Origin of the sequence: Pseudovibrio exalbescens (assembly GCF_028737195.1) — a bacterium.
Lineage (GTDB): Bacteria > Pseudomonadota > Alphaproteobacteria > Rhizobiales > Stappiaceae > Pseudovibrio > Pseudovibrio zosterae.
The window spans coordinates 33,445-45,551 of the sequence record NZ_JAQZAJ010000009.1 but is presented as its reverse complement, the minus strand read 5'-3'; the positions used below and the strand labels follow the sequence as shown (position 1 = coordinate 45,551).

At 56.6% G+C, this 12,107-nt stretch carries 9 protein-coding genes and 1 pseudogene; 7 read left to right on the top strand and 3 right to left on the bottom strand.

Annotation, left to right across the window (positions count from 1 at the left end):
* Positions 1 to 50: 50 nt before the first annotated feature.
* From PUV47_RS19180 to PUV47_RS19165, 4 genes and pseudogenes are all read left to right on the top strand, one after another.
* Positions 51 to 836: pseudogene (locus PUV47_RS19180) on the top strand (carbohydrate ABC transporter permease); the annotation flags it as partial.
* 18 nt (positions 837 to 854) lie between these two features.
* A complete protein-coding gene (locus PUV47_RS19175) occupies positions 855 to 1,136 on the top strand; it encodes a DUF2160 domain-containing protein (RefSeq protein ID WP_274220216.1) in 282 nt (93 codons plus the stop codon).
* Positions 1,137 to 1,202: 66 nt separating this feature from the next.
* The gene (locus tag PUV47_RS19170) at positions 1,203 to 2,921 is read left to right on the top strand and encodes an ABC transporter substrate-binding protein (RefSeq protein WP_274220215.1); all 1,719 of its coding nucleotides are present in this window, start codon (positions 1,203 to 1,205) and stop codon (positions 2,919 to 2,921) included.
* 178 nt (positions 2,922 to 3,099) lie between these two features.
* Positions 3,100 to 5,175 carry an FAD-binding protein gene (locus PUV47_RS19165; RefSeq protein ID WP_274220214.1) on the top strand — a complete coding sequence of 692 codons (2,076 nt, stop codon included), beginning with the start codon at positions 3,100 to 3,102 and terminating at the stop codon, positions 5,173 to 5,175.
* 5 nt (positions 5,176 to 5,180) lie between these two features.
* Here PUV47_RS19165 and PUV47_RS19160 read toward each other — a convergent pair whose 3' ends face one another.
* Entirely contained in the window at positions 5,181 to 6,245 is a 1,065-nt protein-coding gene (locus PUV47_RS19160; protein WP_274220213.1) for a LacI family DNA-binding transcriptional regulator, read from the bottom strand.
* A 61-nt stretch (positions 6,246 to 6,306) separates the two neighbouring features.
* On the bottom strand, positions 6,307 to 7,248 hold the full coding sequence (locus PUV47_RS19155) for a 2-hydroxyacid dehydrogenase (protein WP_274220212.1): 942 nt from the start codon (positions 7,246 to 7,248) through the stop codon (positions 6,307 to 6,309).
* A 573-nt stretch (positions 7,249 to 7,821) separates the two neighbouring features.
* Here PUV47_RS19155 and PUV47_RS19150 point away from each other — a divergent pair.
* The gene (locus tag PUV47_RS19150) at positions 7,822 to 8,529 is read left to right on the top strand and encodes a FadR/GntR family transcriptional regulator (RefSeq protein ID WP_274220211.1); all 708 of its coding nucleotides are present in this window, start codon (positions 7,822 to 7,824) and stop codon (positions 8,527 to 8,529) included.
* Between the two features lie 60 nt (positions 8,530 to 8,589).
* Here PUV47_RS19150 and PUV47_RS19145 read toward each other — a convergent pair whose 3' ends face one another.
* On the bottom strand, positions 8,590 to 9,525 hold the full coding sequence (locus tag PUV47_RS19145) for a sugar kinase (RefSeq protein WP_274220210.1): 936 nt from the start codon (positions 9,523 to 9,525) through the stop codon (positions 8,590 to 8,592).
* Between the two features lie 245 nt (positions 9,526 to 9,770).
* Between PUV47_RS19145 and PUV47_RS19140 the strand changes: the two genes are divergently transcribed.
* Together PUV47_RS19140 and PUV47_RS19135 are read left to right on the top strand one after the other, a co-directional pair.
* The gene (locus tag PUV47_RS19140) at positions 9,771 to 10,562 is read left to right on the top strand and encodes a GntR family transcriptional regulator (protein WP_274220209.1); all 792 of its coding nucleotides are present in this window, start codon (positions 9,771 to 9,773) and stop codon (positions 10,560 to 10,562) included.
* Between the two features lie 447 nt (positions 10,563 to 11,009).
* Entirely contained in the window at positions 11,010 to 12,062 is a 1,053-nt protein-coding gene (locus PUV47_RS19135) for a P1 family peptidase (RefSeq protein ID WP_274220208.1), read from the top strand.
* Positions 12,063 to 12,107 lie beyond the last annotated feature (45 nt).

Below are 12,107 nucleotides of genomic sequence, written 5' to 3'. Positions count from 1 at the left end.
GCAAGCTGCATCTCGACAAGGCCAAGCGGCCGTTGTCCGAGCGTCTCACCTTTCTGGTGCCAACGCTTTACATCGTGTTCCTGATGCTGCCGATCTACTGGCTCTTCAACATGAGCCTGAAGACCAATCAGGAGATCCTCTCCGGGTTCTCCTTGTGGCCGGCAAACCCGACCCTTGCCAACTACATGGTGATCTTCACCGATCCGAGCTGGTATTCGGGCTACATCAACTCCATCACCTATGTGGTGCTGAACACGGTGATCTCGGTTTCAGTAGCGCTGCCTGCCGCCTATGCGTTCTCGCGTTACAAGTTCCTCGGTGACAAGCACCTGTTCTTCTGGCTGCTGACCAACCGCATGGCCCCGCCAGCAGTGTTCGCGCTGCCGTTCTTCCAGCTCTATTCCTCCTTCGGTCTGATCGACACGCACATTGCAGTGGCACTTGCGCACTGTCTGTTCAACGTGCCGCTGGCCGTCTGGATCCTGGAGGGCTTCATGTCCGGTGTGCCGAAGGAGATTGACGAGACCGCCTATATCGACGGCTATTCGTTTCCGAAGTTCTTCGTGAAGATCTTCATGCCGCTGATTGCGAGCGGTATCGGCGTGGCGGCGTTCTTCTGCTTCATGTTCTCGTGGGTAGAGCTGCTGATCGCCAGAACCTTGACCACCACGGATGCCAAGCCCATTGCCGCCACCATGACCCGAACCGTCTCGGCCTCCGGTCTGGATTGGGGCGTGCTGGCCGCGGCTGGTGTCTTGACCATCATACCGGGTGCGCTCGTCATCTGGTTCGTACGTAACTACATCGCCAAGGGCTTTGCCCTGGGCCGCGTGTAAGCTGAAGGAGGACGACCCATGGATCTTTCGTGGATGGCGTGGACGATGCCAACGGCCATTTTCTTCAGTGTCATTGCTCTGCTCATCTTGAGCATGGGCATTTGGGAATATTTCGTTCCGGGGGGGAGCCCACGTGTGGGCATTCTCCGGTTCGAAACCACTCGGGGTGACCGCCTCTTCATCTCCCTGCTGGGCAGTGCATTCATCTGCCTGTTCTGGCTGGGGTTTGTCGGGCCGAACCTTTGGTGGGCCCTGGCTGTATGCGTAGCGTATGCGCTTTGTGTGTTTCGCTGGGTGTGATGCCAGTTTTCGGCAAGGCCGGGAGAGCCGCGCCGAGTTTGAGTAGTGTTAAACGGGAGGACTAATATGCGACGTCATTTGATGGCCACTGCGGCTCTCAGCGTATTGCTGGCAACATCCGGCAGTGCATGGGCTGACATGGAAGCAGCCAAGCGCTGGATCGACAGCGAATTCCAGCCTTCGACGCTCTCCAAGGAAGAGCAGATGAAGGAAATGGAATGGTTCATTCAGGCTGCTGAGCCGTTCAAGGGTATGGAAATCAAGGTGGTTTCTGAAACCATCACCACCCACGAATACGAAGCCAAGACGCTCGCCAAGGCATTCACCGAAATCACTGGCATCAAGGTTACGCACGACTTGATCGGTGAAGGTGATGTGGTTGAGAAACTCCAGACGCAGATGCAGTCTGGTGAAAACATCTATGATGCATACGTTAACGACTCCGATCTGATCGGTACCCACGCACGCTATCAGCAGGTGCGCAACCTGACCGACTGGATGGCGAACGAAGGTGCAGACGTGACCCTGCCGACCCTCGATATCGAGGACTTCATTGGTCGCTCCTTCACCACCGGTCCTGATGGCAAGCTCTACCAGCTGCCAACTCAGCAGTTCGCGAACCTTTACTGGTTCCGCTATGACTGGTTCACAAACCCTGAGATCAAAGCGCAGTTCAAGGAAAAGTACGGCTACGATCTGGGTGTGCCGGTCAACTGGTCTGCTTATGAAGACATCGCTGAGTTCTTCACCAACGACGTGAAGGAAATCAACGGCGAAAAAGTCTACGGCCACATGGACTACGGTAAGAAAGACCCATCCTTGGGTTGGCGCTTTACCGATGCATGGCTGTCCATGGCTGGTGCAGGTGACAAGGGCATTCCAAACGGTCTGCCAGTTGATGAATGGGGCATTCGTGTAGACGGATGTGCGCCGGTTGGTTCTACCGTTGAGCGCGGTGGTGCGACCGACGGCCCAGCCGCTGTTTACTCCATCACCAAGTACATTGACTGGTTGAAGCAGTATGCTCCAGCAGAAGCTGCCGGCATGGTGTTCTCTGAAGCTGGCCCGGTTCCTGCACAGGGTAACGTTGCTCAGCAGATCTTCTGGTACACCGCCTTCACCGCCGACATGGTGAAGGACGGCCTGCCAGTGGTGAACGAAGACGGCACGCCAAAGTGGCGTATGGCTCCTTCACCAAAGGGTGCTTACTGGGAAGAGGGCATGAAGCTCGGTTATCAGGACGCTGGTTCCTGGACCTTGATGAAGTCCACGCCGGAAGACCGTGCAAAGGCTGCATGGCTTTACGCGCAGTTCACCGTGGCCAAGACTACTTCTCTGAAGAAGTCTCACGTTGGTCTGACCTTCATTCGTGACAGTGACGTACGCCACGAGTCCTTCAGTGACCGCGCACCGAAGCTGGGTGGTCTGGTTGAGTTCTACCGCTCTCCAGCACGTGTTCAGTGGACGCCAACCGGCACCAACGTTCCTGACTATCCAAAGCTGGCTCAGCTGTGGTGGCAGAACATTGGCGATGCGTCTTCTGGCGCAAAGACCCCGCAGGAAGCCATGACCGCACTGGCTGAAGCTCAGGACAAGGTTCTGTCCCGTCTGGAGCGTGCAGGTGTTCAGGGCGAATGTGGTCCAAAGCTCAACGAACCTCAGGATCGTGACTACTGGCTGTCTCAGCCGGGTGCGCCAAAGGCAAAGCTTGAAAACGAAAAGCCAACGCCAATCACCGTTGACTACGACGAGCTGATCAAGAGCTGGGCGGACGCAAACAAGTAATCGTCCAACGCAGGATGAAAGGAAAGGGTCGGCGGTTTCGCCGGCCCTTTTTGCGTGCCGCAACGCCTCTGTTTCCCGACGGATATGTGAAAGTGCTCATTGTTGATTATACGTTTAATCATTAGTTTTTCAGGGAGTTTTCTAGAAAGTGCTCTGCCGCGTCATCAAGGATAGCTGAATGACCCAAACCCGTTTGACACCTGAAATCCTGACGGCGCTTACCCGCATTGCCATGCCCCGTGGATTTGCAAGCCTGCCACCTGAGAACGTCGTTCAGGTGAACCTATGTGATCTGCCGGTCCATTCTTGCCAAACGCTTGTCATTGGCTCTGGTGCGGCGGGTTTGCGCGCGGCCTGTGAGGCCAAACGACGGGGCCGCGAGGTGTTGGTGGCCACGGGCGGCATGTATATGGGCACCTCTGCCTGTTCGGGTTCTGACAAACAGACCCTTCACACCGCATCCACCGGCCGTAATGGCGACAACTTTGAGGTTCTTGCGCGAGATCTGGCCGCTGGCGGCTGCATGGATGAAGATGTGGCCTATGTGGAGGCGGTGGGCTCCATTGGTGCCATGGCCGGGTTGCAGTACATTGGCCTTGATCTGCCGGAAGATCGTCTGGGTGCGGTGCTGCGCTATCAAACGGATCATGATGAGTATGGCCGCGCGACCAGTTGCGGGCCTCGCACTTCGCGCTTGATGGTGAAGGTGCTGCTGGAAGAGGCACAGCGTCTTGGCATTCCGTTCATGACTGGGGCTGCAGCGGTCAAGATACTCACCACGGGTGAGGGGGAGGGACGGTGCGTTTCCGGTCTGGTGGTGGCCAACAAAAGCACTGAGCACAATCCGTATGGTCTGGCTGTAATTGCTTGCGAGGATCTGATCATCGCTACAGGGGGGCCGGGGGAGATGTACCGCGACAGCGTTTACCCGAAGAAGTGTTTTGGAGCTTTGGGGTTGGCGCTTGAGGCCGGGCTTGAACTGAGCAATCTGACGGAAAGCCAGTTCGGCATCGGCACGCCACGTGAGACGTTTCCCTGGAACCTGTCGGGCACCTATGTGCAAGTAATGCCCTACGTGTTCTCAAGGGATGCGGCCGGAAACGAGTTCAACTTTCTGGCTGACTATTATCGCAGTACACGGGAGCTGGTTTCCAACGTGTTTCGCAAGGGCTATCAGTGGCCGTTCCACGCCTCCCGCATGCTGGAGTTCGGCTCCAGTCTGGTGGACATTGCGGTTCATTTGGAAATCAGAAAAGGGCGAGAGGTGTTCCTCGACTTCCTGCGCAATCCGCTTCCTGGCAAGGATGGGGCGCATTTCAATCTGGATGACCTGGAGCCCGATGTGCGGGCCTATCTTGAGAACAACGGTGCGCTGGATGCCTTGCCGATCGATCGGCTTGTGCGCATGAACCCGCTGGCCATCGAGCTCTATCGCATGAATGGCATCGACATCACCAAAGAGCCGCTGCGCATGGCGGTGAACAATCAACACATGAACGGGGGAATTGAAATCGACCTGTGGGGGCGGACCAACCTTGCCGGGTGCTACGCGGTTGGCGAAGCGGCGAGCACGCACGGCGTGACGCGACCGGGCGGGTCGGCGCTGATTTCGGGGCAGGTGTTTGCAACCCGCGTTGCCAAGCACATCGCACATGAAGCACGGCAACGCCGAGAGGGCGCAGAGCGGAGCTGGGCAGCGTCGCTGGCAGAGCTGGTCCAAGAGCTGGAAACCGTGACCAATGGGTGTGATGGTTTGGCGCTCGATGGGGTTAAACATGACATTCAAAAACGCATGTCTGAGGCGGCGGGTTTCGTGTGTGCCGAGGCCGATGTGACGTCAGCGTTGGAAGACGCTTTGGCCCTCGTTGATGCCTTTGAGGCTGGGGCCGTTGCATTGCGGGAAGCGAAGCGGGCCGGTGACTACTTCATGTGGAAGCAAATGGCGCTTTCCTCCGCAGCCGTTTTGCAGGCTCTGAACCATTACCTCAAAGCAGGCGGAGGCAGTCGCGGGGCGCGTGTCATTCTCGACGACGGTTCTACCGGGTTGCCGGAAACCGTTCATGGTCCGCTCGAGGCTTTTCGGTTCAGGCCCGAAAGGGAGAAAGACAAGGCCAAGAAGATCATCGTGCGGCAGACGGCGGACGGCATTGCGTGTTGCGAACGTCCCCTCAAAGGGCGGGATCGGTCGCCCGTGTATTTTGAGAGAGGCTGGGGCGAGTTTCTCAGCGAGCAGATCTTCCAAACCGAGGGCTGAAAAGGCTAGCCCGCCTTGGCGATGTACTGAAGCGATGAGTTGGTGCCCACCTGAAAAGCACTCGACTCACGCTCGATTAGCACCGGCGGACGTCGGTTGATGAGCGGCCCTTGATGCGTTCTCTCAAGTTGAGCTAGAAGCGCTCTGGCCACTTCAGTGCCGATGGTCTTGGGGAACATCTCAATGGTCGTGAGCGGCGGGTTCCATACTTCCGCCTCAGGCAGATTGTCAAACCCCACCAGCGCGATGTCCTTACCCACTTTGCGGCGCAGGCTTTTCAAGCCAGCGGTTGCGCCCATGGCCAGAATGTCGTTGTGGCAGAAGATGGCGGTGATTTCCGGGTTGGCGGAGAGCAGCTCGATGGCTGCAAGGCGTCCGTTTTCACGTCCCGGCGGAGTGCGGAGCTTGTGGATCTGGGCATCAGCGCAGTTCGCGTAGTGAATGGTGTCCTCAAAGCCGGAAAGGCGTTGCTCGCCGGTGGTGGTGCCCTCCGTGCCTCCGATCACCCCAAAGATTCTGTGGCCCTTGGACAGCAGGTGTTGAGCTGCAAGGTGGGCGCCGTGACGGTCATCGGCTCCGAAAAAATCGCAATTGAGCCCTTCAATTTCACGCACAAAGGTGACGAATGGCAGGTTGCGGGAGACGATGGTGTCCATGCACTCCGGTGTTGAGCCTGCCACTGGGCTTAAGGCAATGCCTGCGACGCCATGGGAAATGACTTCCTCGATCATAGCTGCCTGCCGATCAAGGCTTTCACCAATATTGGCCATGATGGGCAGATAGCCATGCTTTGAAAGCTCGGCTTCAAATGTTGCGGAGAACTCGCCATAGAACGGGTTGGCAATGTTTTGAATGAGAACACCAATGAGCTTTGACCTGCCGGTGCGCAGGCGGGCGGCGGTGTAGTCCTTGACAAAGCCGAGCTCGCTCATGGCCTTGCGCACTTTGAAGCGGGTTTCCTCGGTCATGCGACCGGTCTCGTTGATGACGTTTGAAACAGTTGCAGAAGAGACACCAGCTTGTTTTGCTATGTCGGCGATGGTTATCCGGGATGACTGACTGCGTTTCATTGTGTCGTTCCGTTCTGGCGTCCGAGGCAGGGTGATGGGCGAGCGCTGTTGTCTATAAACGCTATAATTGTAGCGGGGTCACAAGCGGTTTTCCTTCTAGCCATGCGGCTATATTCTGGATAACTACCTCTCCCATGTGTCGCCGCGCCTCTAGTGTTGCGCTGGAGATATGGGGGGTAAGGATGACGTTTTTCGCGGAAACAAGCGGTTCCGGCACGTTGGGTTCTTGCTCGAACACGTCGAGGCAAGCGCCGCCTACTGCGCCATTTTGTAGCGCCTTGATGAGGTCTTCTTGATTGACGATGGAGCCTCTGGCCACGTTGATCAGCAGGCCGTCGGGGCCAAGCCTGGACAGGACATTCAGATTGACCATGCCTCTGGTGGCAGCACCTCCTGCTGCGGAAATGACTAGCACGCGGCTTTTCTCGGCCAGCTCTTCCAGGGTTGCGCAAAACCCTGCCGGGTGGTCCGCATCCGGTTTCAGATCGCAGTAAAGGATGTTGCAGTCGAACGCCTCCAAGATCCGGACAATCTTCTTGCCAATGCGGCCATAACCGAAAATGCCCACGGTCTTGCCGCGTATGTCGAACCCTGTGCCCAGCTTCCCATTGGCCCAATTGCCGGCGCGCACGAAGTGATCGCCCTCCACAAGTCGGCGGCTGCCAGCCAGAATCAGGGCGATTGCCATGTCTGCTACCGCACTGGTGAGGCTGTCCGGCGTTGTTGTTATGGCAATTGAGCGTCTGCGGGCTTCGTTCAGGTCAATCGCGTCGTAGCCGACGCCGTAAACGGAGATCAGCTTGAGATTGGGAAGGGAAGCCATGAGTGCTGGAGGAACGCCCAAGTCGCCCTTGGTGGCGACCACCGTTACGTCCCTGGCAAGTTCTGCGGGCAATACCTGAGGGTTACCGAGGTCCCAGTATCTTATGACTGGGGCGACAGCTTCCAAATCTGAATTGATGCACTCAGGGGTGTAAAGGCTGAGTTGCAAAATGTGGCTCATTATGTCTCCGGTCGCAGTGGCGCAAGGCGCCGGTCATTCCCAGATGAACCGCCGAGCTACCAAAATTCCCTCTTCTCTCCCAATTCTGGTAGGCACGCCAGTCTGCACATCTGCCGAAAAGGCAGAGGCAGTATGACTTTAAAGCTCCCGAACTCTCAAGCGAAGATCACCTGAGACAGCGCACTTCCTGCGTTAGCCAAGCAATGTGAACATTGCGCCGACGATGCCGGCCATGCTGACGCCAATGACTGCGGCGCGTAGCACGATGCCACAGCAGTTGAGTGCGGTGTTGAATGTATGAGTAAGCATCGAATCCTCCCTCACAAAAGAGGCCCCAAGAGGCGCTCGATGCAGGTATTGTGAAATATCTGTCACATAACTGCCAGTAGTAGTGCTACGTATTTTGCGTGTTCTACGATTATTCAGGGTGAGTATTAGACTCTGGATTGCGCGAATTTACGTCGCACCCATGGCATTTATCAAAGACGAACGACTCAGCATCGGTAATAGTGTGCCAAGGTTGTTATATAACATCCAATTAAATTACAGGGGTGCTTCAGCAAGGAGGCTGATGTGGGCCGTCCCGCCAACTTAAGTAATACTGTGTACGCTGGCATAAAGAGCAGCATTGAGTCTGGGGAGTTTCCGCAGGGCTTGAAGCTGCCAACAGAACATGCGCTCTGCGAACGTTTTGGCGTCTCCCGGCCTGTCATCCGGGCGGTGATGGACCGTCTGCGTCAAGAGGGGGTCATTGAAACGGTCAGAGGTTCTGGCAGTTTTGTGATTGATGGCGTTGAGCCAGCCCCAACCAAGCAAGAGGGCTCGATGGTTGCCTATCAGGTCTCTGATATTGGCGACATCATGGAGTGTCAGGAAACGCGACTCGTGTTTGAGGCGGAGATGGCAGCGCTTGCGGCCGAACGCTGGAACGAGGGCGACATGAAGCGCATGGAAACGGCGCTGAACGAGATCATCAAGGAACACAATCGCGGCGGTGATATTGTCAACGCGGATTATCTGTTCCATCGCAGCATCATTCAGGCTGCCAAGAACGCCTACGCGTTGCTGGTGTTCGACAGCATGAAAGAGCAGATCCTGCTGGGCATGAGCATGAGCCGCGGCATTTACAACGTGCTGCCGGAATACGCGACCCGCCATGGTCTGCAAGAGCATGTAGACATGCTGGATGCGATCCGGGATCGAGACCCGGGCGAGGCGCGGAACATCATGCGCCATCATATCGGGTTCTTCGGTGAAAAGGTCCACCACACCAGAGTGTGAAAAACGAAAAGCCCCGCGGTGAGCGAGGCTTTTCTTTTTATCGGATGGGGGATCCGATCGTTACAGCACGCCGCGTTCTTTCATGAAGGCTTCTACGTCCTTCTTGAATGGAATTGGCGCTACAGCTCCAAATCCAAGCGTGGTCAGGGCTGCTGCTGCATTTGCATATTTCAATGAATCTTCAAGCGACTTGCCCGCAACAATCTGGCTGAAGAACGCGCCAGAGAAACAGTCGCCAGCGCCTGTTGCATCCTTGGCGTCGACAGGGTTGCCCGCAACCCGATTGCGCTGGCTGCCCGTGGCGTACATGGCGCCCTGCTTGCCAAGCTTCAGGATGACGGTCTTTGCGCCAAGGTTGAGATAAAAGTCGCAGATTTGGTCCGGATCGTTGAGGCCGGTCAGCAGTTCGGCTTCATCCACGCTTGGCATGATGAAGTCCACGTGACGCGCAGCCTCATGGATCACGCCGCGTGCGCGGTCCAGACCCCAGAGTTTCAGACGCAGGTTGGTGTCGAAAGAGGTAAGGGTGCCACCCGCCTTGGCAATTTCGATGGCCTTGAACACCGAATCGCAAGAGCTGACACTGATCGCGCAGGTGATTGCGGATGTATGCAGAAGCTTTGCGGCCTTGATGGCGTCTTCCGGAAGCTGATCCGGGCTGACCAGAGAGGCAGCGGAGCCTTTGCGGGCAAAGGTGAAGTGGTGGCCGCGTTCATCATAGGAGATAAAGTAGATGCCTGTTGGTGCTTGCGGGTTGCGCACAACCAGATCGGTATTCACGCCTTCCCTGGTCCACAGATCAACGAACTTGTCGCCAAATACGTCAGCGCCAAGGTGGGCCAGCACTGCAACGGATGCGCCCTGACGGGAAGCGCTGCAGGCGAAGTTGGACGTGTCACCACCAAAGCCGCTGAGGTAGTCAGGGCCATCTCCGCTTTCTTTTACCTGGCTGAACTCGAAGAGTGGTTCGCCAAAGCTGATGATCTCTGCGGTCATAGGGATCCTCTTAGTCTTCCCGGTTTTCTCAGCGGGGCCGCTGAGGCTCGTGCCATTCTCTCAAAAAACGTCGAGGGCTCAACACGCTTGCCTGAAAAAGAAGCGGTGGGCACCGAAAAAGCCTCGTTGCGGCGTATCTGCGGCGCTGATCGCTGTCGTTCTGGGCTTGTGTTTGCCTTGTTTCTCGATCTATATAACTTGTATATAAGATACACAAGAAATTATTGATAGCCGGAGCATTCCTGATGCCGAAGCCAAGTGCAGGCAAAACCAAACGCAAGCCGCGCGCCCAGAACGCGCCGCCCACCGGGCCCGGGCGTTATGCGGGGCGTTCGGGAACGTCTATCGCCGATATCATCCATGATGCTCTCCGCGCGGCAATCCTGACAACGGAACTGGTGCCCGGTACCTTGATCAGCGAGACCGAACTTGCCGAAAAGCATGGGGTAAGCCGTACGCCGGTCCGAGAAGCGGTGCTCAGGCTTTCAGAGGAAAAGCTCGTGGAGGTTGCGCCCAAGTCCGGAACTTTTGTGGCGCGGATACCGCTTTCCGCCTTGCCTGAAGCGCTGTTGGTGCGGCAGGCCTTGGAAGAGGTCACCGTGAAAGCTGCCATCAAGTTCGGTCAGCCCAGCGATTTCCTTGCATTGGAAGCGTTGATCGAGAAGCAGCAGGAAGCCATTGATCGCGGCGACCGTCAGGCGCTTCATGATGCGGATGATGCGTTTCATGCCGGCATTGCGGCGGCTGGTGGCTATTCCGGCATCTGGGAGCTGATCACGCAGGTCAAGGTTCACGTGGATCGGTATCGCCGCCTTGCCATGCTGGATATGGAGCGCCTTGGCTCTGTGATTGAGGAACACCGCACGCTGTTGCAGGCCATGCGGGCCGGGGATGTGGGGGCGGCTGTGGGTGCGATGGCGCTACATCTGGACAAGCTGCGTACCGACATGAGCCATTTCAAAAGCGTGAAGCCGGAATTCTTCATCCATGATGTGGATCTTCTGGAGCAGTTTCAGCGCGCGCCCTGGTCTGCTTGAAGCAGTGTCTGGACCTGTTCTCAGGCCGTGATCTGCCGACCATTTCAGCGCAGGATTCGTTCGTTCCGCTCCAGTTAAGCCCTATGAACTTCATATGAAGGTTGGAACTATTACAAAGATTTTCACAGAAAATCTTCCCTGCCTAAAATCGCAAAATCAGTATTTGTACTAAAAAATCTTGAGGCGACCTCAGCTTGCCTCAAGAACACTCAGGCGCCCAATGATTAGGTATATCTATCTGAAAATAAAATTAAATTTGACTTATAAGGCGCTTTGGGGTGCGAAGAACAGCGTAAGTAACGGTGCTTGGAAAGCGATATGCCTTCCATCGGGCCAGTTTTTGATTGGGCTGGTTGTTTGCGTTTTACAGTTCAGTGCTGTAGCACTTCGAGCCCGGTAGTTGAAAATCAGTCTTCTCATCAGTTGCGTTCAAAGAACGGTCAGTAAATGCAGAGCCCGCTTCTCTCCCATGCCAAGCATCCCGTAGGAACGCTTCCGCATGGTCCATTGAATACCATCTGCGATGTGCCAGGCGTTCGCGTCGGCCACCACACGCTCTCCCAAGGCATGATACAAACGGGTGTTACAGCGCTGACCATCGGCGATGAAAACCCTTTCTATCTCAAAACCCGCGCCGCCGTTCATGTGTTCAATGGTTTTGGCAAAAGCGCCGGGCTTGTCCAAGTGGAAGAATTGGGCCAGCTGGAGACCCCCGTTGTCTTGACCAACACGTTGAGCGTTGGTGCGGCCAGCGAAGGGGTCGTACGCTACATGTTGGAGCGCACGCCGGAGATCGGCCGAGAGGCTGGCACAGTCAACCCGCTGGTGTTTGAGTGCAACGACGGTTACCTGAACAACATTCGCGCTCTGGCCGTGCGGCCTGAACATGTGGAGTTGGCGCTGGGCGCTGCCTCGCAAAACTTCGAGCAGGGCTCGGTCGGTGCAGGCCGGGGCATGTCTGCCTTCGGCCTCAAGGGTGGGATCGGCAGCGCTTCGCGCCAGATCACCGTTGGCGGCAGGCTTTATGTTGTTGGGGCATTGGTGCTGACCAACATGGGGCGGATGCCGGACTTCATCATGAATGGTTTGGACCTGGGGTTCCAGCTTGAGCACGCCGTTGACGACGATGTGCATGGCGCGGAAAAGGGGTCGATCATCATGATCGTGGGCACCAACCTGCCGCTTTCCGAGCGTCAGTTGAAGCGTGTGGCCAAGCGCACCGGCGTGGCACTGGCCAGAACCGGCTCTTACATGGGGCATGGCAGCGGCGATATTGCCATGGCGTTCACCACCGCCGATCCGATTCCGAACAAGCCTCGCAAGCAGTTTCAGAGTATTCAGCAGCTCGATGAGGGCCGTATGGACCGGGTGTTCCGGGCGACCGTGGATGCCACGGAAGCGGCCATTTTGAACTCAATGCTGGCAGCAGAAACGGTGATCGGGCGCGAAAACCACGTGCGCCGCGGGCTTTTGGAAGTGCTCGAAGACCTGAGCATCTGATTGATTTCTTCAGGTTTCCAACTCGCCTGTGAACCGATCAATAAA